46 protein-coding genes are annotated in these 26,153 nt (G+C 48.7%); 39 read left to right on the top strand and 7 right to left on the bottom strand.

Features of this window, described 5'->3' with window-relative positions; all coding sequences use genetic code 11:
• Positions 1-177 precede the first annotated feature (177 nt).
• Positions 178-372, top strand: a complete 195-nt coding sequence (gene bfd, locus M975_RS17115; protein WP_034461786.1) for a bacterioferritin-associated ferredoxin — start codon at positions 178-180, stop codon at positions 370-372.
• Between the two features lie 72 nt (positions 373-444).
• Positions 445-921 (top strand): bacterioferritin, encoded by a 477-nt coding sequence (bfr, locus tag M975_RS17110; RefSeq protein ID WP_064561113.1) that lies wholly within the window; start codon positions 445-447, stop codon positions 919-921.
• On the opposite strand, the gene M975_RS17105 is transcribed toward bfr, so the two are convergent.
• Complete coding sequence (locus M975_RS17105; RefSeq protein WP_064561112.1) at positions 905-1,411, bottom strand: prepilin peptidase; 507 nt, start codon at positions 1,409-1,411, stop codon at positions 905-907. The genes bfr and M975_RS17105 overlap by 17 nt on opposite strands.
• Positions 1,412-1,793: 382 nt before the next feature.
• On the opposite strand from M975_RS17105, the gene rpsJ reads away from it, so the two are divergent.
• The 31 genes from rpsJ to M975_RS16950 all read left to right on the top strand — a co-directional run bounded on the left by rpsJ (position 1,794) and on the right by M975_RS16950 (position 16,652).
• Positions 1,794-2,105: a 30S ribosomal protein S10 gene (gene rpsJ, locus M975_RS17100; RefSeq protein WP_034461784.1), complete on the top strand. Its 312-nt coding sequence runs from the start codon at positions 1,794-1,796 to the stop codon at positions 2,103-2,105.
• A gap of 31 nt (positions 2,106-2,136) precedes the next feature.
• A complete protein-coding gene (gene rplC, locus M975_RS17095) occupies positions 2,137-2,766 on the top strand; it encodes a 50S ribosomal protein L3 (RefSeq protein ID WP_064514251.1) in 630 nt (209 codons plus the stop codon).
• A gap of 10 nt (positions 2,767-2,776) precedes the next feature.
• Positions 2,777-3,382 carry a 50S ribosomal protein L4 gene (rplD, locus tag M975_RS17090; RefSeq protein ID WP_034461782.1) on the top strand — a complete coding sequence of 202 codons (606 nt, stop codon included), beginning with the start codon at positions 2,777-2,779 and terminating at the stop codon, positions 3,380-3,382.
• A complete protein-coding gene (rplW, locus tag M975_RS17085; RefSeq protein ID WP_034499029.1) occupies positions 3,379-3,681 on the top strand; it encodes a 50S ribosomal protein L23 in 303 nt (100 codons plus the stop codon). The genes rplD and rplW overlap by 4 nt, the downstream gene beginning before the upstream one ends.
• A 17-nt stretch (positions 3,682-3,698) precedes the next feature.
• Positions 3,699-4,520, top strand: a complete 822-nt coding sequence (rplB, locus tag M975_RS17080) for a 50S ribosomal protein L2 (RefSeq protein WP_034461780.1) — start codon at positions 3,699-3,701, stop codon at positions 4,518-4,520.
• A 16-nt stretch (positions 4,521-4,536) separates the two neighbouring features.
• Positions 4,537-4,815 (top strand): 30S ribosomal protein S19, encoded by a 279-nt coding sequence (gene rpsS, locus M975_RS17075; RefSeq protein ID WP_001138115.1) that lies wholly within the window; start codon positions 4,537-4,539, stop codon positions 4,813-4,815.
• A gap of 13 nt (positions 4,816-4,828) precedes the next feature.
• The gene (gene rplV, locus M975_RS17070; RefSeq protein WP_034461779.1) at positions 4,829-5,161 is read left to right on the top strand and encodes a 50S ribosomal protein L22; all 333 of its coding nucleotides are present in this window, start codon (positions 4,829-4,831) and stop codon (positions 5,159-5,161) included.
• A gap of 17 nt (positions 5,162-5,178) precedes the next feature.
• Positions 5,179-5,880 (top strand): 30S ribosomal protein S3, encoded by a 702-nt coding sequence (rpsC, locus tag M975_RS17065; protein ID WP_000529945.1) that lies wholly within the window; start codon positions 5,179-5,181, stop codon positions 5,878-5,880.
• 11 nt (positions 5,881-5,891) lie between these two features.
• A complete protein-coding gene (gene rplP / locus M975_RS17060) occupies positions 5,892-6,302 on the top strand; it encodes a 50S ribosomal protein L16 (protein WP_008927134.1) in 411 nt (136 codons plus the stop codon).
• Positions 6,302-6,493: a 50S ribosomal protein L29 gene (gene rpmC / locus M975_RS17055; protein WP_008457158.1), complete on the top strand. Its 192-nt coding sequence runs from the start codon at positions 6,302-6,304 to the stop codon at positions 6,491-6,493. Before rplP ends, rpmC begins: the two co-directional genes overlap by 1 nt.
• Positions 6,493-6,747 (top strand): 30S ribosomal protein S17, encoded by a 255-nt coding sequence (rpsQ, locus tag M975_RS17050; protein ID WP_064561111.1) that lies wholly within the window; start codon positions 6,493-6,495, stop codon positions 6,745-6,747. The genes rpmC and rpsQ overlap by 1 nt, the downstream gene beginning before the upstream one ends.
• A 165-nt stretch (positions 6,748-6,912) precedes the next feature.
• Positions 6,913-7,284, top strand: a complete 372-nt coding sequence (gene rplN, locus M975_RS17045) for a 50S ribosomal protein L14 (RefSeq protein ID WP_002438705.1) — start codon at positions 6,913-6,915, stop codon at positions 7,282-7,284.
• Between the two features lie 10 nt (positions 7,285-7,294).
• A complete protein-coding gene (rplX, locus tag M975_RS17040) occupies positions 7,295-7,609 on the top strand; it encodes a 50S ribosomal protein L24 (protein ID WP_064561110.1) in 315 nt (104 codons plus the stop codon).
• A gap of 14 nt (positions 7,610-7,623) precedes the next feature.
• Positions 7,624-8,163, top strand: coding sequence for a 50S ribosomal protein L5 (gene rplE / locus M975_RS17035; protein WP_064561109.1), 540 nt, complete (start codon positions 7,624-7,626; stop codon positions 8,161-8,163).
• A gap of 13 nt (positions 8,164-8,176) precedes the next feature.
• The gene (gene rpsN, locus M975_RS17030) at positions 8,177-8,482 is read left to right on the top strand and encodes a 30S ribosomal protein S14 (protein ID WP_034461771.1); all 306 of its coding nucleotides are present in this window, start codon (positions 8,177-8,179) and stop codon (positions 8,480-8,482) included.
• A gap of 30 nt (positions 8,483-8,512) precedes the next feature.
• Positions 8,513-8,905: a 30S ribosomal protein S8 gene (gene rpsH / locus M975_RS17025; protein ID WP_034461770.1), complete on the top strand. Its 393-nt coding sequence runs from the start codon at positions 8,513-8,515 to the stop codon at positions 8,903-8,905.
• 13 nt (positions 8,906-8,918) lie between these two features.
• Complete coding sequence (gene rplF, locus M975_RS17020; protein WP_034461769.1) at positions 8,919-9,452, top strand: 50S ribosomal protein L6; 534 nt, start codon at positions 8,919-8,921, stop codon at positions 9,450-9,452.
• A gap of 9 nt (positions 9,453-9,461) precedes the next feature.
• The gene (gene rplR, locus M975_RS17015; RefSeq protein ID WP_034461768.1) at positions 9,462-9,815 is read left to right on the top strand and encodes a 50S ribosomal protein L18; all 354 of its coding nucleotides are present in this window, start codon (positions 9,462-9,464) and stop codon (positions 9,813-9,815) included.
• Between the two features lie 14 nt (positions 9,816-9,829).
• Positions 9,830-10,330, top strand: coding sequence for a 30S ribosomal protein S5 (gene rpsE / locus M975_RS17010; RefSeq protein ID WP_034461766.1), 501 nt, complete (start codon positions 9,830-9,832; stop codon positions 10,328-10,330).
• A 6-nt stretch (positions 10,331-10,336) separates the two neighbouring features.
• A complete protein-coding gene (gene rpmD, locus M975_RS17005; protein WP_004160569.1) occupies positions 10,337-10,516 on the top strand; it encodes a 50S ribosomal protein L30 in 180 nt (59 codons plus the stop codon).
• A 3-nt stretch (positions 10,517-10,519) separates the two neighbouring features.
• Positions 10,520-10,954, top strand: a complete 435-nt coding sequence (gene rplO / locus M975_RS17000) for a 50S ribosomal protein L15 (protein ID WP_034461765.1) — start codon at positions 10,520-10,522, stop codon at positions 10,952-10,954.
• 7 nt (positions 10,955-10,961) lie between these two features.
• Positions 10,962-12,293, top strand: a complete 1,332-nt coding sequence (gene secY, locus M975_RS16995) for a preprotein translocase subunit SecY (protein WP_034499015.1) — start codon at positions 10,962-10,964, stop codon at positions 12,291-12,293.
• 30 nt (positions 12,294-12,323) lie between these two features.
• Positions 12,324-12,440, top strand: a complete 117-nt coding sequence (rpmJ, locus tag M975_RS16990; protein WP_000868187.1) for a 50S ribosomal protein L36 — start codon at positions 12,324-12,326, stop codon at positions 12,438-12,440.
• Between the two features lie 146 nt (positions 12,441-12,586).
• Positions 12,587-12,943: a 30S ribosomal protein S13 gene (gene rpsM / locus M975_RS16985; protein WP_034461763.1), complete on the top strand. Its 357-nt coding sequence runs from the start codon at positions 12,587-12,589 to the stop codon at positions 12,941-12,943.
• A gap of 16 nt (positions 12,944-12,959) precedes the next feature.
• Complete coding sequence (rpsK, locus tag M975_RS16980; protein ID WP_004138423.1) at positions 12,960-13,349, top strand: 30S ribosomal protein S11; 390 nt, start codon at positions 12,960-12,962, stop codon at positions 13,347-13,349.
• Positions 13,350-13,380: 31 nt separating this feature from the next.
• A complete protein-coding gene (gene rpsD, locus M975_RS16975; protein WP_064514247.1) occupies positions 13,381-14,001 on the top strand; it encodes a 30S ribosomal protein S4 in 621 nt (206 codons plus the stop codon).
• A gap of 25 nt (positions 14,002-14,026) precedes the next feature.
• A complete protein-coding gene (locus tag M975_RS16970; RefSeq protein WP_034461761.1) occupies positions 14,027-15,016 on the top strand; it encodes a DNA-directed RNA polymerase subunit alpha in 990 nt (329 codons plus the stop codon).
• Between the two features lie 40 nt (positions 15,017-15,056).
• Positions 15,057-15,443 (top strand): 50S ribosomal protein L17, encoded by a 387-nt coding sequence (rplQ, locus tag M975_RS16965; RefSeq protein WP_034461760.1) that lies wholly within the window; start codon positions 15,057-15,059, stop codon positions 15,441-15,443.
• A 113-nt stretch (positions 15,444-15,556) separates the two neighbouring features.
• Positions 15,557-15,925 (top strand): DnaJ family domain-containing protein, encoded by a 369-nt coding sequence (locus tag M975_RS16960; RefSeq protein ID WP_064561114.1) that lies wholly within the window; start codon positions 15,557-15,559, stop codon positions 15,923-15,925.
• A gap of 2 nt (positions 15,926-15,927) precedes the next feature.
• The gene (gene zntR, locus M975_RS16955) at positions 15,928-16,347 is read left to right on the top strand and encodes a Zn(2+)-responsive transcriptional regulator (protein ID WP_064561108.1); all 420 of its coding nucleotides are present in this window, start codon (positions 15,928-15,930) and stop codon (positions 16,345-16,347) included.
• A 62-nt stretch (positions 16,348-16,409) separates the two neighbouring features.
• The gene (locus M975_RS16950) at positions 16,410-16,652 is read left to right on the top strand and encodes an alternative ribosome-rescue factor A (RefSeq protein ID WP_064561107.1); all 243 of its coding nucleotides are present in this window, start codon (positions 16,410-16,412) and stop codon (positions 16,650-16,652) included.
• Here M975_RS16950 and mscL read toward each other — a convergent pair.
• The 5 genes from mscL to def form a co-directional block, all read right to left on the bottom strand.
• A complete protein-coding gene (gene mscL, locus M975_RS16945) occupies positions 16,627-17,040 on the bottom strand; it encodes a large-conductance mechanosensitive channel protein MscL (RefSeq protein ID WP_064561106.1) in 414 nt (137 codons plus the stop codon). The genes M975_RS16950 and mscL overlap by 26 nt on opposite strands.
• Before the next feature lie 160 nt (positions 17,041-17,200).
• Entirely contained in the window at positions 17,201-18,577 is a 1,377-nt protein-coding gene (trkA, locus tag M975_RS16940; RefSeq protein WP_064561105.1) for a Trk system potassium transporter TrkA, read from the bottom strand.
• A gap of 48 nt (positions 18,578-18,625) precedes the next feature.
• Positions 18,626-19,915, bottom strand: coding sequence for a 16S rRNA (cytosine(967)-C(5))-methyltransferase RsmB (gene rsmB, locus M975_RS16935; protein WP_064561104.1), 1,290 nt, complete (start codon positions 19,913-19,915; stop codon positions 18,626-18,628).
• Positions 19,916-19,991: 76 nt separating this feature from the next.
• Positions 19,992-20,939, bottom strand: a complete 948-nt coding sequence (fmt, locus tag M975_RS16930) for a methionyl-tRNA formyltransferase (RefSeq protein WP_064561103.1) — start codon at positions 20,937-20,939, stop codon at positions 19,992-19,994.
• 21 nt (positions 20,940-20,960) lie between these two features.
• Positions 20,961-21,470, bottom strand: a complete 510-nt coding sequence (gene def / locus M975_RS16925; protein ID WP_064561102.1) for a peptide deformylase — start codon at positions 21,468-21,470, stop codon at positions 20,961-20,963.
• A 128-nt stretch (positions 21,471-21,598) separates the two neighbouring features.
• Between def and dprA the strand changes: the two genes are divergently transcribed.
• The 6 genes from dprA to M975_RS16895 are packed head-to-tail and all read left to right on the top strand — an operon-like array spanning position 21,599 to position 25,390.
• A complete protein-coding gene (gene dprA, locus M975_RS16920) occupies positions 21,599-22,723 on the top strand; it encodes a DNA-protecting protein DprA (protein ID WP_064561101.1) in 1,125 nt (374 codons plus the stop codon).
• Positions 22,695-23,168 carry a DUF494 family protein Smg gene (gene smg / locus M975_RS16915; protein ID WP_064561100.1) on the top strand — a complete coding sequence of 158 codons (474 nt, stop codon included), beginning with the start codon at positions 22,695-22,697 and terminating at the stop codon, positions 23,166-23,168. Before dprA ends, smg begins: the two co-directional genes overlap by 29 nt.
• Positions 23,169-23,192: 24 nt before the next feature.
• Positions 23,193-23,735 carry a DNA topoisomerase family protein gene (locus M975_RS16910; protein ID WP_064561099.1) on the top strand — a complete coding sequence of 181 codons (543 nt, stop codon included), beginning with the start codon at positions 23,193-23,195 and terminating at the stop codon, positions 23,733-23,735.
• A 6-nt stretch (positions 23,736-23,741) separates the two neighbouring features.
• Entirely contained in the window at positions 23,742-24,314 is a 573-nt protein-coding gene (gene tsaC / locus M975_RS16905) for an L-threonylcarbamoyladenylate synthase type 1 TsaC (protein ID WP_064561098.1), read from the top strand.
• 3 nt (positions 24,315-24,317) lie between these two features.
• Positions 24,318-25,136, top strand: a complete 819-nt coding sequence (gene aroE, locus M975_RS16900; RefSeq protein ID WP_064561097.1) for a shikimate dehydrogenase — start codon at positions 24,318-24,320, stop codon at positions 25,134-25,136.
• Positions 25,133-25,390 carry a DUF1488 family protein gene (locus M975_RS16895; RefSeq protein ID WP_064561095.1) on the top strand — a complete coding sequence of 86 codons (258 nt, stop codon included), beginning with the start codon at positions 25,133-25,135 and terminating at the stop codon, positions 25,388-25,390. The genes aroE and M975_RS16895 overlap by 4 nt, the downstream gene beginning before the upstream one ends.
• Here the strand turns inward: M975_RS16895 and M975_RS16890 are convergent.
• Positions 25,366-25,920 carry a gamma carbonic anhydrase family protein gene (locus M975_RS16890; RefSeq protein ID WP_064561093.1) on the bottom strand — a complete coding sequence of 185 codons (555 nt, stop codon included), beginning with the start codon at positions 25,918-25,920 and terminating at the stop codon, positions 25,366-25,368. The two genes, M975_RS16895 and M975_RS16890, sit on opposite strands and share 25 nt — an antisense overlap.
• Positions 25,921-26,153: the final 233 nt, after the last annotated feature.

Genomic DNA, 26,153 nt, shown 5'->3' with positions numbered 1-26,153 from the left:
TGGTGTTGTTGCTAAAGTTATCGCTTAATCGCTGATACCTTTGTATGAAAAAGAGCGCTCAGGCGCTCTTTTTTTTTGCAATTTTTACCGCTTAGACACTGAACCAAACGTGCGTGTGCTATTGTAATCATAACTATTCTCATTTACACTTTGCGCGTAATTTGAACGGGAGTGCTTATGTACGTTTGTTTGTGTAATGGTGTAAGTGATAAAAAAATTCGGCAGGCTGTACGCCAGTTTCATCCACAATCTTTCCAGCAGCTTCGCAAGTTTGTGCCAGTGGGAAACCAATGTGGCAAATGCATTCGCGCAGCACGAGAAATCATGCAAGAAGAGTTACTACAGATCCCAGAATTTAAAGAGATTGCCTAAGACAGTCACTTTTTTTTGACTTACTCCGTGCTACATCTACGCTTCATGTAGTGGAAGCGGAGGGAGTAAAAAATGAAAGGTGATACTAAGATAATAAATTATCTCAATAAATTGTTGGGAAACGAGCTTGTCGCGATCAATCAGTATTTTCTCCATGCGAGAATGTTCAAAAACTGGGGCCTGATGCGCCTTAATGAAGTTGAGTACCACGAATCCATTGATGAAATGAAACACGCCGATAAGTACATCGAACGTATTTTATTCCTCGAAGGGATTCCTAACCTGCAAGACTTAGGCAAACTCCATATTGGTGAGGATGTCGAAGAAATGCTTCAGTCCGATCTCAAGCTCGAAATGGATGGCGCTAAAGATTTGCGTGAGGCCATTGCTTATGCGGATACCATTCATGACTACGTCAGTCGGGATATGCTGATCCAAATCCTTGCTGAAGAAGAGCACCATATTGATTGGCTTGAAACAGAATTGGACCTCATCTCTAAAATTGGTTTGCAGAATTATATTCAGTCGCAAATCAAAGAAGGAAATTGAGTTCTCTAAGCTGTGGGAAGGAAGAGTAGATCCAACCTATGGAGCCACCCGCTATCGCCAGGTTTGGTCCGAAGGGTAGCGGAGTGGTAGTCAGTGAAATACGTTTGCTCAACAACAGTTTTGCGAACAGTACAGATAACAGTCCCGCCGTGGCTGCAGCAAGCATGATCCACCCCAGACTCTGCCAGCCATGCCATGCACCGAGTGCAGCCAAAAGCTTCATGTCCCCGTAGCCGATACCTTCATTCTTTCGCCAAAAATAGTAAATCCAATAGAGTGCCCATAAACACAAATACCCTGCCATTGCTCCCAGCACAGCATCAGCTAACTGCGGTGGTGATAAACAGATTTGATAGAGCAGGCCAGACCAAAGCAGGGGATAGTTAAGGTTGTCTGGCAACTGCATGCATTGATAATCTATCCAGGATAATCGAAGTAAAAGTCCGATATACAGACATATAAAAAGCAAAGCTAAAGGGGATGTGTGCATTGCGTACGTGACTCTCTGCTAAGTTTGTTGAAAGCTAACTGACTGAGTTTCAAGAATCAAAATGGAAGTGTTGGTATTGCGCGTTTTGTTCCTGGCTAAATCTCACAAGCAAAACCTCTTACTCTCTTTACTGGGGATGAGCCGCACTCTTAAACAAAAGATTGTTTAATTCGCATCCATGGCTTGCGAAAGGTGCATATTTACGTATAATGCGCGGGCCTGTCTTAATTGATGGCGGTTCGATATGAACCTGACAGTGAAGCTGCTGTCGACAATGTTCCCAATAGGGGAACTATGTATGAACGATTACACTCCCCCATCAATCGTAATGGGTGTGAGTAGTGATTTTTTTCGTCTATAAAATAATTGGAGCTATGGTCTCATGCAGAGCCAAAGAATCCGTATCCGCCTTAAAGCGTTTGATCATCGTCTGATCGATCAATCAACTGCGGAAATCGTCGAGACTGCTAAGCGCACTGGTGCGCAAGTACGTGGTCCGATCCCGCTGCCGACCCGCAAAGAGCGCTTTACCGTTCTGATCTCTCCGCACGTCAACAAAGACGCGCGTGATCAGTACGAAATCCGCACTCATAAGCGTCTGGTTGACATCGTTGAGCCAACTGAGAAAACCGTTGATGCTCTGATGCGTCTGGATCTGGCTGCTGGTGTTGACGTGCAGATCAGCCTGGGTTAATCAGGTCATTGACGATTGAGAGGTTGAAACAATGATTGGTTTAGTCGGTAAAAAATTGGGTATGACCCGTATCTTCACAGAAGACGGCGTTTCTATCCCAGTAACCGTGATCGAAGTAGAAGCAAACCGTGTTACTCAGGTCAAAGACCTGGCTAACGATGGCTACCGTGCTGTTCAAGTTACCACTGGCGCTAAAAAAGCTAGCCGTGTAACTAAGCCGGAAGCTGGTCACTTCGCTAAAGCTGGCGTAGAAGCTGGCCGTGGCCTTTGGGAATTCCGTCTTGCAGAAGGCGAAGAGTTCACTGTAGGTCAAGACGTTAGCGTTGAGCTGTTTGCTGAAGTTAAAAAAGTTGACGTAACTGGCACCTCTAAAGGTAAAGGTTTCGCAGGTACCGTTAAGCGCTGGAACTTCCGTACCCAGGACGCTACTCACGGTAACTCCTTGTCTCACCGCGTTCCGGGTTCTATCGGTCAGAACCAGACTCCGGGCAAAGTGTTCAAAGGCAAGAAAATGGCAGGCCAACTGGGCAACGAACGTGTAACTGTTCAGAGCCTGGATGTAGTACGCGTTGACGCTGAGCGCAACCTGCTGCTGGTTAAGGGTGCAGTTCCGGGTGCAACCGGTAGCGACCTTATTGTTAAACCAGCTGTGAAGGCGTGAGGAGATAGCAATGGAATTAGTATTGAAAGACGCGCAAAGCGCGCTGACTGTTTCCGAAACTACCTTCGGTCGTGATTTTAACGAAGCGCTGGTACACCAGGTTGTAGTTGCTTATGCAGCTGGTGCTCGTCAAGGTACTCGTGCTCAGAAGACCCGTGCCGAAGTAACTGGTTCCGGTAAAAAGCCGTGGCGCCAGAAAGGTACCGGCCGTGCGCGTTCAGGTTCTATCAAGAGCCCGATCTGGCGTTCCGGTGGCGTAACCTTCGCTGCACGCCCGCAGGACCACAGTCAAAAAGTTAACAAAAAGATGTACCGCGGAGCGCTGAAAAGCATTCTGTCCGAACTGGTACGTCAGGATCGTCTGATCGTTGTCGAACAGTTCTCTGTTGAAGCGCCTAAAACTAAGCTGCTTGCTCAGAAACTGAAAGACATGGCCCTGGAAGATGTGCTGATCGTAACTGGCGAACTGGATGAGAATCTGTTCCTGGCTGCGCGTAACCTGCATAAGGTTGACGTGCGCGACGCAGCAACAATCGATCCAGTTAGCCTGATCGCCTTCGACAAAGTCGTTATGACTGCTGATGCAGTTAAGCAAGTTGAGGAGATGCTGGCATGATCCGTGAAGAACGTCTGCTGAAAGTACTGCGCGCGCCGCACGTATCTGAAAAAGCATCTATGGCGATGGAAAAAACAAATACCATCGTTCTCAAAGTTGCAAAAGACGCGACCAAAGCAGAGATCGTTGCTGCTGTTGAGAAACTGTTCGAAGTTGAAGTTAAAGGCGTTAATACCTTGGTAGTTAAAGGTAAAACTAAGCGTCATGGACAGCGTATCGGTCGTCGTAGCGACTGGAAAAAAGCTTACGTCACCCTGAAGGAAGGCCAGAATCTGGACTTCGTTGGCGGCGCTGAGTAAGTCGGAGGAGAAAAACAATGGCAGTTGTTAAATGTAAACCGACATCTCCGGGTCGTCGCCACGTAGTTAAAGTGGTCAACCCTGAGCTGCATAAGGGCAAACCATTTGCTCCGCTGGTTGAAAAAAACAGCAAATCCGGTGGCCGTAACAACAATGGTCGTATCACTACCCGTCATATCGGTGGTGGTCACAAGCAGGCTTATCGTATTGTTGACTTTAAACGCAACAAAGACGGTATCCCAGCAGTTGTTGAACGTCTTGAGTACGATCCGAACCGCTCTGCGAACATCGCACTGGTTCTGTACAAAGATGGCGAACGCCGTTACATCCTGGCCCCTAAAGGCCTGAAAGCTGGCGACCAGATTCAATCTGGCGTTGATGCTGCAATCAAAGCAGGTAACACCCTGCCGATGCGCAATATCCCGGTTGGTTCTACCGTTCATAACGTAGAAATGAAACCAGGTAAAGGCGGTCAGCTTGCACGTTCTGCTGGTACCTATGTGCAGATCGTTGCACGTGATGGTGCTTACGTTACCCTGCGTCTGCGTTCTGGTGAAATGCGTAAAGTCGAAGCTGACTGCCGTGCAACCATGGGCGAAGTCGGCAACTCTGAGCATATGCTCCGCGTTCTGGGTAAAGCAGGTGCTGCTCGCTGGCGTGGTGTTCGTCCTACCGTTCGCGGTACTGCGATGAACCCAGTCGACCACCCACACGGTGGTGGTGAAGGTCGTAACTTTGGTAAGCACCCGGTAACTCCGTGGGGCGTACAGACCAAAGGTAAGAAGACCCGCAGCAACAAGCGTACTGATAAATTCATCGTACGTCGCCGTAGCAAATAATTTTAGAGGATAAGCCATGCCACGTTCTCTCAAGAAAGGTCCTTTTATTGACCTGCACTTGCTGAAGAAGGTAGAGAAAGCGGTGGAAAGCGGTGACAAGAAGCCCCTGCGCACTTGGTCCCGTCGTTCAACGATCTTTCCTAACATGATCGGTTTGACCATCGCTGTCCATAATGGTCGTCAGCATGTTCCGGTATTTGTTTCCGACGAAATGGTCGGTCACAAACTGGGTGAATTTGCACCGACACGTACTTATCGCGGTCACGCTGCTGATAAAAAAGCCAAGAAGAAATAAGTAGGAGGAAGAGATGGAAACTTTAGCTCAACATCGCCACGCTCGTTCTTCTGCTCAAAAGGTTCGCCTTGTTGCTGACCTTATTCGCGGTAAGAAAGTGTCGCAGGCACTGGAAATTTTGACCTTCACCAACAAGAAAGCGGCTGTATTGGTCAAGAAAGTTCTGGAATCTGCCATTGCTAACGCTGAACACAACGATGGCGCTGACATTGACGATCTGAAAGTCGCGAAAATCTTCGTCGACGCAGGCCCAAGCATGAAGCGCATTATGCCGCGTGCAAAAGGTCGTGCAGATCGCATCCTGAAGCGCACCAGCCACATTACTGTGGTTGTGTCCGATCGCTGAGACTCTGGAGACTAGCAATGGGTCAGAAAGTACATCCTAATGGTATTCGCCTAGGTATTGTAAAACCATGGAACTCTACTTGGTTTGCGAACACCAAAGAATTCGCTGACAACCTGGACAGCGATTTTAAAGTTCGTCAGTACCTGACTAAGGAACTGGCGAAGGCGTCTGTATCTCGTATCGTTATCGAGCGTCCAGCTAAGAGCATCCGTGTGACTATTCACACTGCTCGCCCTGGCATCGTAATCGGTAAGAAAGGCGAAGACGTAGAAAAACTGCGCAAGGTCGTAGCGGATATCGCTGGCGTTCCTGCACAGATCAATATCGCCGAAGTTCGTAAGCCTGAACTGGACGCAAAATTGGTTGCTGACAGCATCACTTCACAGCTGGAACGTCGCGTTATGTTCCGTCGTGCTATGAAGCGTGCTGTACAGAATGCCATGCGTCTGGGCGCTAAAGGTATCAAAGTTGAAGTTAGTGGCCGTCTGGGCGGTGCCGAGATCGCACGTACCGAATGGTATCGTGAAGGTCGCGTGCCATTGCACACACTGCGTGCTGACATTGACTACAACACCTCTGAAGCGCACACCACTTATGGTGTAATCGGCGTTAAAGTGTGGATCTTCAAAGGTGAGATCCTGGGTGGGATGGCTGCTGTTGAACAACCGGAAAAACCGGCTGCTCAACCTAAAAAGCAGCAGCGTAAAGGCCGTAAGTAAGGAGAGTCGCTGTGTTACAACCAAAGCGTACAAAATTCCGTAAAGTGCACAAAGGCCGCAACCGTGGTCTGGCTGCTGGTACGGATGTTAGCTTCGGCACTTTCGGTCTGAAAGCTGTTGGCCGTGGTCGTCTGACTGCACGTCAGATCGAAGCAGCACGTCGTGCAATGACCCGTGCAGTTAAGCGTCAGGGTAAGATCTGGATCCGTGTATTCCCGGACAAACCGATCACCGAAAAGCCGCTTGAAGTGCGTATGGGTAAAGGTAAAGGCAACGTAGAGTATTGGGTTGCCCTGATTCAGCCTGGCAAAGTCCTGTATGAAATGGACGGCGTACCAGAAGAGCTGGCCCGTGAAGCATTCAAGCTGGCAGCAGCGAAACTGCCGATTAAAACCACCTTTGTAACTAAGACGGTGATGTAATGAAAGCAAAAGAGCTGCGTGAAAAGAGTGTTGAAGAGCTGAACACCGAGCTGCTGAATCTGCTGCGTGAGCAGTTCAACCTGCGCATGCAAGCGGCAAGTGGCCAGCTGCAACAGACTCACCTGCTGAAGCAAGTGCGTCGTGATGTTGCTCGTGTTAAGACTTTATTGACTCAGAAGGCGGGTGCGTAATGACCGATAAAATCCGTACTCTGCAAGGTCGCGTTGTTAGTGATAAAATGGAGAAATCCATTGTTGTTGCTATCGAACGTGTGGTGAAACACCCGATTTACGGTAAATTCATCAAACGTACGACCAAACTGCACGTACATGACGAGAACAATGAATGTGGTACTGGTGACGTGGTTGAAATCCGCGAATGCCGTCCACTGTCCAAGACTAAGTCCTGGACACTTGTTCGCGTTGTAGTGAAAGCGGTTCTGTAATACAGTGAGCTTTCACTAACGATAAACGGCTCAGAAAATGAGCCGTTTATTTTTTCTACCCATATCCAGGAACCGGTGTTATAATGCCGCGCCCTCGTTTATGGGGCTTTTTAATGACCTAATTATGGGTCCCGAAGTAGTAGTTGACATTAGCGGAGCACTGAAATGATCCAAGAACAGACTATGCTGACCGTGGCCGACAACTCCGGCGCGCGTCGCGTAATGTGTATCAAGGTTCTGGGTGGCTCGCACCGTCGCTACGCAGGCGTCGGCGACATCATCAAAATTACCATCAAGGAAGCAATTCCGCGTGGTAAGGTGAAGAAAGGCGATGTCCTGAAAGCGGTAGTGGTGCGCACCAGGAAGGGCGTTCGTCGCCCGGACGGTTCTGTCATTCGCTTCGATGGTAATGCATGCGTTATTTTAAATAATAACAGCGAGCAGCCAATCGGCACGCGTATTTTTGGGCCGGTAACTCGTGAACTGCGTAATGAGAAGTTCATGAAAATTATCTCTCTGGCACCAGAAGTACTCTAAGGAGCGAATCATGGCAGCTAAAATCCGTCGTGATGACGAAGTTATCGTGTTAACCGGTAAAGATAAAGGTAAGCGCGGTAAAGTTAAGAATGTCTTGTCTTCCGGCAAGCTCATTGTTGAAGGTATTAACCTGGTTAAGAAACATCAGAAGCCGGTTCCGGCCCTGAACCAACCAGGTGGCATCGTTGAAAAAGAAGCTGCAATTCAAGTTTCTAACGTTGCTCTCTACAATGCAGCAACCGGCAAGGCTGACCGTGTAGGCTTTAGATTCGAAGAGGGCAAAAAAGTCCGTTTCTTCAAATCTAACAGCGAAACTATCAAGTAATTTGGAGTAGTACGATGGCGAAACTGCATGATTACTACAAAGACGAAGTAGTTAAAAAACTCATGACTGAGTTTAACTACAATTCTGTCATGCAAGTCCCTCGGGTCGAGAAGATCACCCTGAACATGGGTGTTGGTGAAGCGATCGCTGACAAGAAACTGCTGGATAACGCAGCAGCGGATCTGACAGCAATCTCCGGTCAAAAACCGTTGATCACCAAAGCACGCAAATCAGTTGCAGGCTTCAAAATCCGTCAGGGCTATCCGATCGGCTGTAAAGTAACTCTGCGTGGCGAACGCATGTGGGAGTTCTTTGAGCGCCTGATCACCATTGCTGTACCACGTATCCGTGACTTCCGTGGCTTGTCCGCTAAGTCATTCGATGGCCGTGGTAACTACAGCATGGGTGTCCGTGAGCAGATCATCTTCCCAGAAATCGACTATGACAAAGTCGATCGCGTTCGTGGTTTGGATATTACCATTACCACTACTGCGAAATCTGATGATGAAGGCCGTGCTCTGCTGGCTGCCTTTAACTTCCCATTCCGTAAGTAAGGTAGGGTTACTAATGGCTAAGCAATCGATGAAAGCACGCGAAGTCGTTCGCGTGAAACTGGCCGACAAATACCGCGCTAAACGCGAGGAATTGAAAGCTATCATCTCTGGTGTGAACTCATCCGACGAAGAACGTTGGGATGCTGTTCTTAAGCTGCAGTCTCTGCCGCGTGATTCCAGCCCGTCCCGTCAGCGTAACCGCTGCCGCCAAACTGGTCGTCCGCATGGTTATGTGGGCAAATTCGGGTTGAGCCGTATCAAGCTTCGTGAAGCCGCTATGCGCGGTGAAGTACCTGGCTTGAAGAAGGCTAGCTGGTAATATCCAATTGAATCACGGGAGTAAAGACAGATGAGCATGCAAGATCCGATCGCGGATATGCTGACCCGTATCCGTAACGGTCAAGCCGCGAATAAAGTTGCGGTCACCATGCCTTCCTCCAAGCTGAAATTGGCAATTGCCAACGTGCTGAAAGAAGAAGGCTATATTGAAGATTTTAAAATCGAAGGCGACATCAAGCCTGAACTGGAACTGACTCTTAAGTATTTCCAGGGCAAGGCTGTGGTAGAGAGCATTCAGCGAGTCAGCCGCCCAGGTCTGCGCATCTATAAGAAAAAAGATGAGCTACCTAAAGTTATGGCCGGTATGGGTATTGCTGTCGTTTCTACCTCTAAAGGTGTTATGACTGATCGTGCAGCGCGCCAAGCTGGTCTTGGTGGCGAAATTATCTGCTACGTAGCCTAATTGGAGGAATAAAATGTCTCGTGTTGCTAAAGCACCGGTCGTTATTCCTGCTGGCGTAGAGGTAAAACTCAACGGTCAGGTTATTTCGATCAAAGGTAAGAACGGCGAGCTGACTCGTACAATCAACGATGCTGTTGAAGTTAAACACGCTGATAATGCACTGACTTTCGCTCCGCGCGAAGGTTTTGCTAACGCGTGGGCCCAAGCGGGTACCACTCGTGCGCTGTTAAATGCAATGGTTATCGGTGTTACCGAAGGCTTCACTAAGAAGCTGCAGCTGGTTGGTGTAGGTTATCGCGCAGCAGTTAAAGGCAATGCGGTGAGTTTGGCCCTGGGCTTCTCTCATCCTGTTGAACATGCTCTGCCAGCGGGAATCACTGCTGAATGTCCAACTCAAACTGAAATCGTGCTGAAAGGCGCTGATAAGCAGATGATTGGACAAGTGGCTGCTGATCTTCGCGCCTACCGTCGTCCTGAGCCTTATAAAGGCAAGGGTGTTCGTTACGCCGACGAAGTCGTGCGTACCAAAGAGGCTAAGAAGAAGTAAGGTAACACTATGGATAAGAAATCTGCTCGTATCCGTCGTGCGACCCGCGCACGTCACAAGCTCAAAGAACTGGGTGCGACTCGTCTGGTGATTCACCGCACGCCTCGTCATATTTATGCACAGGTTATCGCACCAAACGGTTCAGAAGTCCTGGTAGCTGCATCTACTGTAGAGAAAGCTATCGCTGAGCAACTGAAGTACACTGGAAATAAAGACGCCGCTACAGCTGTGGGTAAAGCTGTTGCAGAGCGCGCACTGGAAAAAGGCATTACGAAAGTATCCTTTGACCGTGCTGGTTTCCAATATCATGGTCGTGTCCAGGCACTGGCAGATGCTGCCCGTGATGCTGGCCTTCAGTTCTAAGGTAGAGGTGTAAGATGGCTCACATCGAAAAACAAGCTGGCGAACTGCAGGAAAAGCTGATCGCGGTAAATCGCGTATCTAAAACCGTAAAAGGTGGTCGTATTTTCTCCTTCACTGCTCTGACAGTGGTTGGCGATGGTAACGGTCGCATTGGTTTTGGTTACGGAAAAGCGCGTGAAGTTCCAGCAGCTATCCAGAAAGCGATGGAAAAAGCCCGTCGCAACATGATTAACGTCGCGCTGAACCACGGCACCCTGCAGCACCCTGTTAAAGGTGTGCACACAGGATCTCGTGTGTTCATGCAGCCGGCTTCTCAGGGTACCGGTATTATTGCCGGTGGTGCAATGCGCGCCGTTCTGGAAGTCGCTGGAGTTCATAACGTTTTGGCTAAAGCATATGGTTCTACTAACCCGATTAACGTGGTTCGTGCAACTATTGATGGCCTGGCGAATATGAAGTCTCCGGAAATGGTCGCTGCCAAGCGTGGTAAATCCGTTGAAGAAATTCTGGGGTAATTGACCATGGCAAAGACTATTAAAATTACACAAACCCGCAGCTCGATCGGTCGTTTGCCGAAACACAAGGCAACGCTGCTTGGCCTGGGTCTGCGTCGTATTAACCATACTGTAGAGCGTGAAGATACTCCTGCTGTACGTGGTATGGTCAACGCGATTTCCTACATGGTTAAAGTTGAGGAGTAAGAGATGCGTTTAAATACTCTGTCTCCGGCCGAAGGGTCTAAGCACGCTTCCAAGCGTCTGGGTCGTGGTATCGGTTCTGGTCTCGGCAAAACCGGCGGTCGTGGTCACAAAGGTCAGAACTCACGTTCTGGCGGTGGCGTACGTCGTGGGTTCGAAGGTGGTCAGATGCCGTTGTACCGTCGTCTGCCGAAATTCGGTTTCACCTCTCGCAAAGCAATGATCACTGGTGAGATTCGTCTCTCTGATCTGGCGAAAGTTGAAGGCGACGTAGTTGACCTGAACACGTTGAAAGCGGCCAACATTATCGGTATTCAGATCGAATTCGCGAAAGTGATTCTGTCTGGCGAGGTTTCTCGTCCGGTAACTGTTCGCGGTCTGCGTGTAACTAAAGGCGCTCGTGCTGCTATCGAAGCTGCTGGCGGTAAAATCGAGGAATAAGTAGCAGATGGCAAAGCAACCGGGATTAGATTTTCAAAGTGCTAAAGGCGGGCTTGGCGAGCTGAAACGCAGACTGATGTTTGTTATCGGTGCGCTGATTGTGTTCCGTATTGGCTCTTTTATTCCGATCCCTGGTATTGATGCCGCTGTACTTGCCAAACTGCTTGAGCAACAGCGAGGCACTATCATTGAAATGTTTAACATGTTCTCTGGTGGTGCTCTCAGCCGTGCTTCTATCTTTGCATTGGGTATCATGCCGTATATTTCGGCATCGATTATTATCCAGCTATTAACGGTGGTTCATCCAGCGTTAGCAGAGTTGAAGAAAGAAGGGGAGTCTGGTCGTCGTAAGATCAGCCAGTACACCCGTTACGGTACTCTGGTGCTGGCAATATTCCAGTCAATCGGTATTGCTACCGGTTTGCCGAATATGCCTGGTATGCAGGGCCTGGTGTTAAATCCAGGCTTTGCATTCTATTTCACCGCTGTTGTGAGTCTTGTCACCGGGACTATGTTCCTGATGTGGCTGGGCGAACAGATTACTGAGCGTGGTATCGGTAACGGTATCTCAATCATAATCTTCGCTGGTATTGTTGCGGGTTTGCCGCCGGCCGTTGGCCATACTATCGAACAAGCAAGGCAAGGCGACCTGCACTTCCTCCTGTTGCTGTTGGTTGCAGTACTAGTATTCGCAGTGACCTTCTTCGTTGTTTTTGTTGAACGTGGTCAACGCCGCATTGTGGTAAACTACGCAAAACGTCAACAAGGTCGTCGTGTCTATGCTGCGCAGAGCACGCATTTACCGCTGAAAGTAAATATGGCTGGTGTTATTCCAGCAATTTTTGCTTCCAGTATTATTCTGTTCCCAGCAACGATTGCATCGTGGTTCGGGGGCGGTACCGGTTGGAACTGGCTGACTACAATTTCGCTGTATTTGCAGCCTGGGCAACCGCTTTATGTGTTACTCTATGCGTCTGCAATCATCTTCTTCTGTTTCTTCTATACGGCGTTGGTTTTCAACCCACGTGAAACAGCAGATAACCTGAAGAAGTCCGGTGCATTTGTACCAGGAATTCGTCCGGGAGAACAAACGGCGAAGTATATTGATAAAGTGATGACCCGCCTGACCTTGGTTGGTGCGTTGTATATTACCTTTATCTGCCTAATCCCGGAGTTCATGCGTGACGCAATGAAAGTGCCTTTCTACTTCGGTGGAACCTCACTGCTCATTGTTGTCGTGGTTATCATGGACTTTATGGCTCAAGTGCAAACTCTGATGATGTCTAGTCAGTACGAGTCTGCATTGAAGAAAGCGAATCTGAAAGGCTACGGCCGTTAATAGTCGCTTGAGAAGTTACGGAGAGTAAAAATGAAAGTTCGTGCTTCCGTCAAGAAATTATGTCGTAACTGCAAAATCGTTAAGCGTGACGGTGTTATTCGCGTGATTTGCAGCGCCGAACCGAAGCATAAACAGCGTCAAGGCTGATTATCTCGTATATTTTTCTTGCAAAGTTGGGTTGAGCTGGCTAGATTAGCCAGCCAATCTTTTGTATGTCTATGCGTTTCCATTTGAGTATCCTGAAAACGGGCTTTTCGGTATGGGACGCATAATCTAAATAGTAGGAGTGCATAGTGGCCCGTATAGCAGGCATTAACATTCCTGATCAAAAACATACCGTGATCGCTTTAACTTCGATCTACGGTGTAGGCAAGACTCGTTCAAAGGCCATTTGTGCTGCGGCGGGTATCGCTGAAGATGTTAAGATCAGAGAGCTGTCTGAAGAACAAATCGACACGCTGCGTGACGAAGTTGCCAAATTTGTCGTTGAAGGTGATCTACGCCGTGAAGTGAGTATGAGCATCAAGCGTCTGATGGACCTTGGTTGCTATCGCGGTTTGCGTCATCGTCGTGGTCTGCCAGTACGCGGTCAGCGTACGAAGACCAACGCACGTACCCGTAAGGGTCCGCGCAAACCGATCAAGAAATAATCGGGGTGATTGAATAATGGCAAAGGCACCAGTTCGTGCACGTAAGCGTGTAAGAAAACAAGTCTCTGACGGCGTGGCTCATGTCCATGCTTCTTTCAACAACACAATCGTTACTATTACTGATCGTCAGGGTAATGCATTGGGTTGGGCAACTGCCGGTGGTTCCGGTTTCCGTGGCTCTCGCAAGTCCACTCCGTTCGCAGCTCAGGTTGCAGCAGAGCGTTGCGCAGAAGCTGTGAAAGAATACGGTATCAAGAACCTTGAAGTTATGGTTAAGGGACCGGGTCCAGGCCGCGAATCTACTATTCGTGCTCTGAACGCCGCTGGTTTCCGCATCACTAATATTACTGATGTGACTCCGATCCCTCACAACGGTTGTCGTCCGCCGAAAAAACGTCGCGTATAACGCTCGTTTTTAGGAATGTTGGAGAAAGAAAATGGCAAGATATTTGGGTCCTAAGCTCAAGCTGAGCCGTCGCGAGGGCACAGACCTGTTCCTGAAGTCTGGTGTTCGCGCGATCGATACCAAGTGTAAAATTGAACAAGCTCCTGGCCAGCACGGTGCGCGTAAACCGCGTCTGTCTGACTATGGTGTGCAGTTGCGTGAAAAGCAAAAAGTTCGCCGCATGTTCGGTGTTCTGGAGCGTCAGTTCCGTAACTACTATAAAGAAGCGGCACGTCTGAAAGGCAACACCGGTGAAAACCTGTTGGTTCTGCTTGAAGGTCGTTTGGACAACGTTGTTTACCGTATGGGCTTCGGCGCTACACGTGCAGAATCACGTCAGCTCGTTAGCCACAAAGCAGTAATGGTAAATGGTCGCGTTGTTAACATCGCTTCTTATCAGGTAACTCCGAATGACGTAGTTAGCATCCGTGAGAAAGCCAAAAAGCAATCTCGCGTGAAGGCCGCTCTGGAGCTGGCTGAACAGCGTGAAAAGCCAACCTGGCTGGAAGTTGATGCTGCTAAGATGGAAGGTGTGTTCAAGCGTAAGCCTGAGCGTACTGATCTGTCTGCGGACATTAACGAACACCTGATCGTCGAGCTTTACTCCAAGTAAAGCTTAGTACCAAAGAGAGGACACAATGCAGGGTTCTGTGACAGAGTTTCTAAAACCGCGCCTGGTAGATATCGAGCAAGTGAGTTCGACGCACGCCAAGGTGACCCTTGAGCCTTTAGAGCGTGGCTTTGGCCATACTCTTGGTAATGCACTGCGCCGTATTCTGCTCTCATCGATGCCGGGTTGCGCGGTGACAGAGGTTGAGATTGATGGTGTACTACACGAGTACAGCACCAAAGAAGGCGTTCAGGAGGATATCCTGGAAATCCTGCTCAACCTGAAAGGGCTGGCGGTGAGAGTTCAAGGTAAAGATGATGTTATTCTTACTCTGAATAAGTCTGGCATTGGCCCTGTGACTGCAGCCGATATCACCCATGATGGTGATGTCGAAATCGTCAAGCCGCAGCATGTGATCTGCCACCTGACCGATGAGAACGCATCTATTAGTATGCGTATCAAAGTTCAGCGCGGTCGCGGTTACGTGCCGGCCTCTGCCCGAATTCATTCGGAAGAAGATGAGCGTCCAATCGGCCGTCTGCTGGTCGACGCCTGCTACAGCCCTGTAGAGCGAATTGCCTACAATGTTGAAGCGGCGCGTGTAGAACAGCGTACCGACCTGGATAAGCTGGTCATCGAAATGGAAACCAACGGCACAATCGATCCTGAAGAGGCGATTCGTCGTGCGGCAACCATTCTGGCTGAACAACTTGAAGCTTTCGTTGACTTACGTGATGTACGTCAGCCAGAAGTTAAAGAAGAGAAACCAGAGTTCGATCCGATCCTGCTGCGCCCTGTTGACGATCTGGAATTGACTGTCCGCTCTGCTAACTGCCTTAAGGCAGAAGCTATCCACTATATCGGTGATCTGGTACAGCGTACCGAAGTTGAGCTGCTCAAAACGCCTAACTTGGGTAAAAAATCTCTTACCGAGATTAAAGACGTGCTGGCTTCCCGTGGTTTGTCTCTGGGCATGCGCCTGGAAAACTGGCCACCGGCAAGCATCGCTGACGAGTAACCGGATCACAGGTTAAGGTTTTACTGAGAAGGATAAGGTCATGCGCCATCGTAAGAGTGGTCGTCAACTGAACCGCAACAGCAGCCATCGCCAGGCTATGTTCCGCAATATGGCAGGTTCACTGGTTCGTCATGAGATCATCAAGACGACTCTGCCTAAAGCGAAAGAGCTGCGTCGCGTAGTTGAGCCGCTGATTACTCTTGCCAAGACTGATAGCGTTGCTAATCGTCGTCTGGCATTCGCCCGTACTCGTGATAACGAGATCGTGGCAAAACTGTTTAATGAACTGGGTCCGCGTTTCGCAGCCCGTACTGGTGGTTACACTCGCATTCTTAAGTGTGGCTTCCGTGCAGGTGACAATGCTCCGATGGCTTACATCGAGCTTGTTGATCGCGCCGAGTCTCAAACAGAAGCTGCTGCAGAGTAATCTGTAGTAACATGGAAAAACCGGGCTTGCCCGGTTTTTTTATATCTGTAATTTCCCTTCCTGTACTATTCCAGCGTATCTTTGTCTTATCCCCTGTTTGCGTAGAATTCATTATGCTGTTACTCGATCAATGGGCGGAACGCCATATTCTTGATGCACAACGTAAAGGTGAGTTTGATTCCCTTCCTGGAGAAGGTGCACCTTTGGTGCTTGATGACGATTCATTTATTCCGGAAGAATTGCGCGCCGCCTGGCGTCTTTTGAAAAATGCAGGCTGTTTGCCCCCGGAACTTCAACAGCGTAAAGATGCTATTGAGCTAAATGAATTACTGAGGTCTATAAATCAGGATCATCCAGATTATCAGGCTGTAAGAAAGAAATTGACGCTGCTTGAGCTAAAGCTTCAACAAGCTGGAGTGAATACGGATTTTCTACACGGTGATTACGCTGACAGATTGCTTCAAAAAATTGAGAAGGAATAAACATGTTTCGTATTGGAGAGCTGGCCAAACTGGCCAATGTTACACCTGATACCATTCGTTATTACGAAAAACAGCAAATGATGGATCATGAAGTCAGAACTGAAGGTGGTTTTCGGTTGTACAGCGAAAGCGATTTGCAGCGTCTGAAGTTTATCCGTTATGCCAAGCAGTTAGGTTTTACGCTGGAAACTATCCGTGAACTGCTGTCGATCCGAATCGATCCTGAACATCACACCTGTCAGGAATCAAAAAGCATCGTGCAATCGAGACTCACGGAAGTAGAGTCTAAAATTAAAGAGCTTCAGCACATGCAGCGATCGTTGCAGCGATTAAATGATGCATGCTGTGGAACTGCCCATAGCAGTGCCTATTGTTCAATTCTTGAAGCGCTTGAGCAAGGAGCTAGCCAACGAAAAGAATAAATTGCGATCGGCAAAATACAGGCATAAAATTGCGCCGTAATTTTCATCAATCTGGAGTTTGTATGAGCAAATATCAGCACCAAAAAGGGATCATCAAAGATAATTCCATTGAGGCTTTATTACACGACCCGTTATTCCGTCAACGAGTTGAAAAGAATAAGAAAGGGAAAGGGAGTTATCAACGCACGGCAAAACATGGTAAACGGGGTAACTGGGAGGCCAGTGGCAAAAATGCAAATCGCTTTTTTACCATTGGCCTTCCGCTTTTAAATCGCGTTATCAGATTCGCTCATTCTGCTGTTTAAGCAGGTCACGGATTTCGCTGAGTAAGACTTCTTCTTTGCTTGGTGCTGCCGGAGCTGCTGGCTCTTCTACTTTCTTACGGTTTAATTGGTTAATTGCTTTAATCGCGAGGAAAATTGCGAAAGCAACAATCACAAAATCAAAGATATTCTGAATAAAGATACCGTAATGCATGACGACTGCTGGAATATCACCGACAGCAGGTCTTAACGTTAAGGCGAATTGTTTAAAATCAACGCCCCCAATCAGCAACCCAAGCGGCGGCATAATAATATCCGCAACCAGTGAAGAAACGATTTTCCCGAATGCTGCACCTATAATGACACCCACTGCCAAATCAACAACATTTCCGCGCATCGCAAATTCGCGGAATTCTTTTAACATGCTCATTTTTCTCTCCTTGTACTGGCTGACGTTAATAAGTCTAACAAATCATGTCCCGATTGCCATTACATGGGCAAATAAGAATTTTTCGCTAATGCCTTAATTTTATAGTGGTTTATTGGTAAGGATAGATAAAAGGGCAGACTGAACATCTGCCCTTTGGGTATTACAGGAAGAATGGGCTTGGCTGGAACAGGCGCTCTACATCGCTGACAAATTTCTTATCTGTCAGGAACATGATGACGTGGTCGCCTTGTTCTATACGCAAATTGTCATTCGCTATCATGACGTCATTCCCCCGAACAACCGCACCAATAATCGTTCCTGGTGGGAGTTTTATCTCATCAATTGAACGGCCCACGACGCGCGAAGTACTTTCATCGCCATGAGCAACAGCTTCAATTGCTTCAGCAACACCGCGTCGCAGAGATGAAACACCAACGATATCGGCTTTACGGACATGGCCTAATAATGCCGAAATGGTGGCTTGCTGCGGTGAAATAGCAATATCAATCACGCTGCCCTGGACCAGGTCTACATAGGCTTTACGCTGGATCAGAACCATCACTTTCTTGGCTCCCATGCGTTTGGCCAGCATAGCCGACATAATATTAGCTTCATCATCATTGGTGACGGCGATAAACAAATCAACTTGTTCGATATGTTCTTCGGCCAACAACTCCTGATCAGAAGCATCACCATAGAAAACAATGGTGTTTTGCAGCATTTCAGCAAGTTCGGCAGCACGCTGCGGATCGCGCTCAATAAGTTTAACGCTGTAATCTTTTTCAAGGCGCTGTGCCAGACCCGCACCAATATTACCGCCACCTACCAGCATAATTCGTTTATACGGTTTTTCGAGGCGCTGTAACTCACTCATTACCGCCCGAATATTTTGAGAGGCGGCAATGAAGAAGACTTCATCTCCGGCTTCAACAATGGTCGAACCTTGCGGGCGAATCGGACGGTCATGACGGAAAATCGCGGCAACGCGTGTCTCGATATGCGGCATATGTTCGCGCATAGTGGATAGTGCATTTCCGACTAACGGGCCACCGTAATAGGCTTTCACCACGGCAAGGCTGACTTTCCCTTCGGCAAAATTCACTACCTGAAGTGCGCCCGGGTATTCAATCAGACGATAAATATTGTCGATGACCAGTTGTTCAGGCGCGATCAAGTGATCAATGGGAACCGCTTCTGAATTAAACAAACGTTCGGCATCCCGCACATAATCAGGTGCACGGATACGTGCAATGCGGTTTGGGGTATTAAAAAGCGAATAGGCTACCTGGCAGGCAATCATATTCGTTTCGTCTGAACTGGTTACTGCGACCAGCATATCGGCATCATCTGCGCCGGCTTCACGCAAAACGCGCGGATGCGAGCCATGCCCCTGTACAACGCGTAAATCGAACTTATCTTGCAAGCTGCGCAGACGATCCTGATTGGTATCAACAACAGTAATATCGTTGTTCTCACCTACCAGGTTTTCTGCCAGTGTGCCGCCGACCTGGCCCGCACCGAGAATGATTATTTTCATTTTTTATAGCTTCATTTGAGATGAAACCTAAGACTCAGCAAACCTGAATCAGCTTTTAATTAGCTTAGCGTAAAAGAAGCCATCACCATCTTCCGGAGAAGAGAGATTCTGGATCCCAGGCATTTCTGGTGTACCCGTTTCAACCAGTTTCGCCTCTGGATGCTGCGCCAGGAATGCAGCAACTTGCTGGTAGTTTTCTTCCGGCAGGATAGAACATGTGGCGTAAACCAATGTGCCACCCGATTTCAGTTTTGGCCAAATCGCTTCCAGAATCTCTTTTTGCAGAGAAGCTAATTCAGCAATGTCTCGGTCACGACGCAGCCATTTGATATCCGGGTGGCGGCGGATGACACCGGTTGCTGAACATGGCGCATCAAGCAGGATGCGATCAAATTGTTGATTGCCACACCACTTCTCAGGGTAACGTCCGTCGCCGGATTTAACCTCAGCCGTCATACCTAAGCGTTGTAAATTCTCATGCACGCGCTTCAGACGTTGCTCATCAATGTCGACAGCCATCACGCGTGCTTTTGGCGCTGCTTCAAGAATGTGGGTGGTTTTGCCGCCAGGTGCTGCGCACAAATCGAGGATCGCATCGCCATCTTGCGGATCCAGCAGATCAACACAACCTTGCGCTGAGGCATCCTGAACCGTCACCCAACCGTCTTCAAAACCCGGTAATGCATGAACTGGTGCAGGAGTTTCCAGGCGCACAGCATCGCGATATTGCGGATGAGCATGACCTTCCAGCCCCTTTTCTGCTAATAACGCCATCCATTCTTCACGAGTATGGTGTTGGCGATTAACACGCAGCCACATCGGAGGGCGCTGATTATTGGCATCGACAATAGATTGCCATTGGCCCGGATAGGCTTTTTTCAGACGTTGCAGTAACCAGCTTGGGTGTAAGAAACGGCTTTCATGTTTAGCCGCTTCTGCCATCAGCTCTTCTTGTTGACGCTGGAACTGGCGTAATACGCCGTTAATCAAACCCTTAAGTGATTGCTTCTTGATAGCAACTGCGCCTTCAACTGTTTCTGCCAGAGCGGCATGAGCAGGAATGCGGGTGTAAAGCAGCTGATAAAAACCTACCATAATCAGATAGTGGATGGTGCGTTGCTTGCCCGTCATCGGGCGAGACATCAACTTACCAATCAACCATTCCAGCTGAGGCAGAGTGCGTAATACGCCAAAGCAAAGCTCCTGAAGCAATGCTCTATCTTTATCAGAGACTTTTTGTTGCATAGCAGGCAGGACATTGCTGAGCGATTGACCTTGTTCCACAACTTGTTCAATCGTTTGTGCGGCCATACTGCGAAGATTTAATGTTTTTTTCATACGTACGCTCTGGTTTTTCGGCGCTTAAAAACAAAAATGCCCAGGTGATTGACCTGGGCGCAAAGAATTTCTTTTCTCAGGCGAGAAGTGCACCTGGCTTAAACCATTCGCTGCGAGAGTTCAGGAGATCCTGAGCAGTCATCGCTTTCTTTCCTGCTGGTTGAAGGGATTGCAGATTTAAAATCCCGTCGCCGGTTGCCACCTGAATACCCTGTTTATTGGTTTCAATGATGGTTCCTGGCGCTGCGTCAGTGAGTTGATTGATTACTGATGCTTGCCAGATTTTGACGGGTTGGCCGTCAATTTCCAGCCAACTCATTGGCCATGGGTTAAAGGCGCGGATGCAACGCTCGAGTTGTGCAGCAGATAGCGACCAGTCGATACGCGCCTCTTCCTTGCTGAGTTTCTCAGCGTACGTGACCAATTCCTCGCTCTGAACTTCTGGTGTTGCACGCCCTATAGCCAGTTGGTTTAACGTTTCCAGTAACCCTTGAGGCCCAAGATTTGCCAGCTTATCGTAGAGCGTTGCGCTGGTATCAGTGGCTTCAATTGGGCAGGAGAGTTTCACCAGCATATCGCCAGTATCCAGGCCCACGTCCATTTGCATAATGGTCACGCCAGTTTCGGCATCACCAGCCCATAACGAACGCTGGATAGGTGCCGCACCACGCCAGCGTGGCAGCAGAGAACCATGAACATTAATACAGCCCAGGCGTGGCATATCCAGAACCGCTTTTGGCAGAATCAGACCGTAAGCTACAACCACCATGACATCGGCGTTCAAGCTGGAAACCAGTTCCTGATTTTCGGCCGGACGCAAAGAGGCAGGTTGAAAAACGGGGATATTCTTTTCAGTCGCCAGTACTTTTACCGGGCTCGGCATCAGCTTTTTGCCACGCCCAGCAGGCCTGTCGGGTTGTGTAAACACGCCAACAACCTGGTGCTGAGAAGACAACAGCGCGTCAAGATGACGCGCTGCAAAGTCAGGGGTACCGGCGAAAATAATACGCAGTGAATCAGACACATTATTCCCTTTTGTGATGGATTAGGCGCTCTTATTCAGACGAGCCATTTTTTCCAGTTTCTGACGAATACGCTGACGTTTCAACGGTGAAAGGTAATCGACAAACAGTTTGCCAACCAGATGGTCCATTTCGTGCTGAATACAAATTGCCAGCAGGCCATCGGCTTCTAGTTCGTACGGCTGACCTTCACGGTCCAGTGCGCGGATTTTGACTCGTTCCGCACGAGGAACCAGCGCCCGTTGTTCTGGAATAGAAAGACAACCTTCTTCGATACCGGTGTCTCCACTCTTTTCCAGAAGCTCAGGGTTGATTAAAACCAGGCGCTCATCGCGATTTTCAGAAACATCAATCACAATAATACGTTGATGGATATCCACCTGTGTTGCTGCAAGGCCAATGCCTTCCTCGGCGTACATTGTCTCGAACATGTCGTCGACAATCCGCTGAATTTCAGCATTCACCTCTTTGACCGGAGCCGCCACAGTGCGAAGGCGCTCGTCCGGAAAATGTAATACCTGCAAAACTGACATAAATATCCAGAGCTGTGTTCAATTGATAGAAAGATTATTACCTCTATTCTAGACATTTCCCGGCCTGATTGACAGCATCAGTGACCAATCGCAAGGATTGCATTTATAGCTTATGGCAGGAGGGAATTATGTCACCAATGGAGATTTGGCTACGCCTGATGGCGGTTCAAAGCCTGAGTGGCGATAAGCTATTAAAAATTGCCCATTTCTTGTTGAAGGAGCCTGAGTGTTCGGTTGTTTCTCTGACGAGTGCAGGCTTATCTACCCAGCAGATTTCTCATTTTCTGGAATTTAGTGACAAAGAACTGGAAGAGTCATTGGACTGGCTTGAAGGACCTGATCATCATCTTCTCACGGCCGACAGTGATTATTATCCCGCTCAGTTGCGTGCAATAGATTGCTACCCTGCAGCCTTATTTGTCAGGGGGGATATTCGGCTTCTTTCCAGTAACCAACTCGCCGTGGTCGGTAATCGCAATATTTCCCAATATGGTGAGCGTTGGTGCCGGATGTTTTGCGAACCATTAGCTACTGCCGGGTTAACGATAACCAGTGGTTTGGCTCTGGGTATCGACGCTGTGGCGCACCGCGCGGCAATAAACGTTCACGGGAAAACCATCGCGGTCTTGGGGAATGGGCTGGCTGGAATTTACCCCAGGCGCCATAAGCAATTGGCCGAACAGATAATTGCGGAAGGAGGGGCGATCATCTCTGAATTTCCCCTAACGACCTCTCCCTATCCGGGCAATTTTCCGCGCAGAAATCGCATCATCAGTGGGCTGAGTCGTGCGGTATTTGTTGTCGAAGCCAGTGAGCGCAGTGGATCGCTGGTCACGGCCCGTTATGCACTCGAGCAAGGCAGGGAACTGTTTGCGTTACCGGGCGCAGTGGGTAGCCCCGGCAGTGAAGGGCCACACTGGTTGATTAAGCAAGGCGCTACACTGGTAAGCCATCCTTCGGACATACTCGAGCACCTGGAAAACGAACTGCAATGGCTTCCTTCACCTCACAAAGCATTAATATATTCACACAATGAGGGGGATCGCACATTGCCATTTCCTGAGCTGTTGGCTAACGTAGGAGATGAGGTTACACCTGTTGACGTCGTCGCTGAACGTGCCGGCCAACCTGTGCCAGAGACGGTAGCCCAGCTACTCGAACTGGAGTTAGCAGGATGGATCGCAGCTGTACCCGGCGGCTATGTCCGATTGAGGAGGGCATGCCATGTTCGACGTACTAATGTACTTATTTGAAACCTACATCCACAACGAAGTGGAAATGCGAGTTGATCAAGATAAATTGACACGTGATCTCGCCGACGCCGGTTTTGATCATGAAGACATTTATAACGCTCTTGTATGGCTTGAAAAACTGGCGGACTATCAGGAAGGTCTGACTGAACCCATGCAACTGGCCGCTGACCCACTTTCAATGCGTATGTATACCGCAGATGAATGCCAGCGACTTGATGCAAGTTGTCGGGGGTTTTTACTGTTCCTTGAACAGATTCAGGTGCTGAACCTCGAAACCCGTGAAATGGTCATTGAACGAGTATTAGCATTAGACACCGCCGAGTTCGAGCTGGAAGATTTAAAGTGGGTGGTGCTGATGGTGCTGTTCAACATTCCGGGTTGCGAAAACGCTTACCAACAAATGGAAGAATTACTCTTCGAAGTAAATGAAGGTATGCTGCACTAAATTAAAGTCGCAGCATGAGATGTTATGACCAAATCAGCACTGTTCACTGTGCCTAAAAATGAACCCTGCCCTCAATGTGGGGCAGGGTTAGTCATTCGTTCTGGTAAACACGGCCCTTTTCTTGGCTGCTCCCATTATCCGGAATGCGATTATGTGCGCCCGCTAAAAAACCAGGCTGATGGCCACGTAGTTAAAGTGCTTGAAGGTCAGCTTTGCCCTTTATGCCAGAAAAACCTTGTGTTGCGGCAGGGGCGTTTTGGTATGTTTATCGGTTGCAGTGATTATCCAACGTGTGAACACTCGGAAGTCATCGACAAGCCAGATGAAACAGCAATCAGCTGCCCTCAATGCCAGCAAGGGAAATTAGTCCAGCGACGTTCTCGATTCGGCAAAACCTTTTGGTCGTGCGACTGCTATCCAACATGCCAGTTTGTTATAAATAGCAAACCGGTGGCTGGTGAATGCACTGCATGTCACTATCCTTTACTTATCGAAAAGAAAACGGCGCAGGGGCTAAAGCAATTCTGTGCCAATAAACAATGTGGAAAGCCGGTAACGGCGGAATAAAAGCTTGTGAAGACAAACCTGCAATCAGAGCAACTCGTAGAGATCGTTGCCGCCCTAAAACAACAACAAGTCATCGCTTATCCAACCGAAGCTGTCTTTGGTGTCGGTTGTGATCCCGACAGCGAAGTGGCCGTTATGCGTTTGCTTGAACTAAAACATCGCCCCGTCGACAAAGGTTTGATTCTGATCGCTGCGAATTTCGAACAGCTTCTTCCTTATATAGATAGTGTAACCCTGACTCAAATGCAGCGAGATGCCGTATTTTCCTGCTGGCCGGGGCCTGTAACCTTTGTTTTTCCTGCACTGCCATCCACACCGCGCTGGCTAACAGGTCGATTTGATTCTTTAGCTGTGAGGGTGACTGACCACCCATTGGTTCGCGAGCTGTGTTTAGCTTATGGAAAACCTTTGGTGTCTACCAGTGCCAACCTGTCCGGGCTGCCACCTTGTCGTACTGCCGATGAAGTCTTGCTACAATTTGGCGATGATTTCCCGGTGCTGCGTGGCGATACCGGTGGCAGACAGAATCCTTCTGAAATCCGTGACGCTTTGACCGGCGAGCTTTTCCGCCAGGGGTAAATAATGGAAACCTTCGCCGTTTTTGGTAATCCAATTCAGCACAGCAAATCTCCGCAAATTCATAAGATGTTTGCTGAGCAATTACAAATAGAGCATCCATATGGTCGCGTGTTAGCGCCGGTTGATGCTTTTATTGAAACACTTGAGCAGTTTTTTCAGGCGGGCGGTAAAGGCATCAATATCACGGTTCCTTTCAAAGAGCAGGCATTCGCTTGTGCGGATGAACTGACGGAACGTGCTGCGTTAGCCGGAGCGGTGAATACACTCAAACGTCTGGAAGATGGTCGTCTGTTAGGTGATAACACCGATGGGGTTGGCTTGTTGACCGATCTCGAACGTTTATCGCTTATCAAACCAGGTCGACGTGTTTTGCTGCTGGGTGCTGGTGGCGCTGCAAGGGGAGTATTACTGCCGCTGCTCTCACTCGATTGCGCAGTGACGATCACCAATCGCACATTTTCACGGGCCCAGGAACTCGCACAACTGTTTAACCATATGGGCAGCATCCAGTCATTAGAACAATCTCAACTGGAGGGACATCAATTTGATCTCATTATTAATGCGACTTCCAGTGGTATTGCCGGTGACATTCCTGCTATTCCAGCATCGCTGCTTTCGCACAATGTTCATTGCTACGACATGTTCTACCAAAAGGGCGAAACCCCTTTCTTACACTGGTGCAAACAACACGGTGTTCAAAACTATGCTGATGGTTTAGGGATGCTGGTGGGCCAAGCCGCACATGCCTTTTTCTTGTGGCACGGTGTGTTACCTGAAATTGCCCCAGTCATAGAGAAGCTAAAGCAGGAAATGGCGCAGTGAACCAGGCGATCCAATTTCCCGACCGTGAACAATGGGACGATCAACTTCAGGCGATCTGTTTCCCTGCATTAGTAAATGGTTTTCAGGTTACGTGTGCGATTACCGGGGAAATTATCGCCAGCCGTTATGGTGGCGATAATAAAGAATCCTGGCTCGCGCTCTTTCGTCTTAACCGCTGGGAGCTGGAAGACGAAGCTGAGGAGTTGATTGTTGCTGGTGAAGATGACAATCAAGGCTGCGTCTGGCTTTCCTGAGCAAGGTACTCATCTTTCCAGCGAACGTAGTTATTAGCTGAGTATTTTAAGCCTTCCAATTCTCCAGCCGTAAGAGGGCGGATCTGCTTCACTGGGCTACCCAGATAAAGGAAGCCGCTCTCAAGACGCTTATTCTGTGGCACTAAACTTCCTGCACCGATCATTACATCATCTTCTATTACTACACCATCCAGCAAAATCGATCCCATACCCACAAGTACGCGGTTGCCGATCGTGCAGCCGTGCAGCATGACCTTATGTCCAATCGTCACATCTTCACCAACAACAAGCGGATTACCTTCAGGGTTATAAGAAGACTTGTGCGTGACATGTAACACACTACCGTCCTGAATATTGCTACGTGCACCAATTGCTACATAGTTAACATCACCGCGAATAGCAACTAACGGCCAAATGCTCACATCATCGGCAATACGTACATCCCCAATGACGACACTTGAACGATCAAGCATCACGCGCTGGCCTATTTCAGGATAAGTTTCTTGGAAAGGTCGTAATACTGCGGACATAAATACCTCAGACAGTTCTCTTCGTAGATAGACTGTGGCTGCTTTCTTAACCGATGGCAAGGAGGTAAAGCATCTAAAACAAGGCGAATTGGACAGGATCGCAGCGAAAAGGGCGAAAACTAATCAGTCGGAAGAAAAGATCGAAAAAAGGGTTGTGCAATAAAAAGAGATCCCTATAATGCGCCTCCATCGACACGGAACATGTGAACAACATCACAGAGTAACGCGGCGAT

Origin of the sequence: Buttiauxella brennerae ATCC 51605, assembly GCF_001654925.1 — a bacterium.
GTDB lineage: Bacteria > Pseudomonadota > Gammaproteobacteria > Enterobacterales > Enterobacteriaceae > Buttiauxella > Buttiauxella brennerae.
The sequence above is the reverse complement of the archived record's forward strand: the minus strand, read 5'-3'. Positions and strand labels throughout refer to the sequence as shown.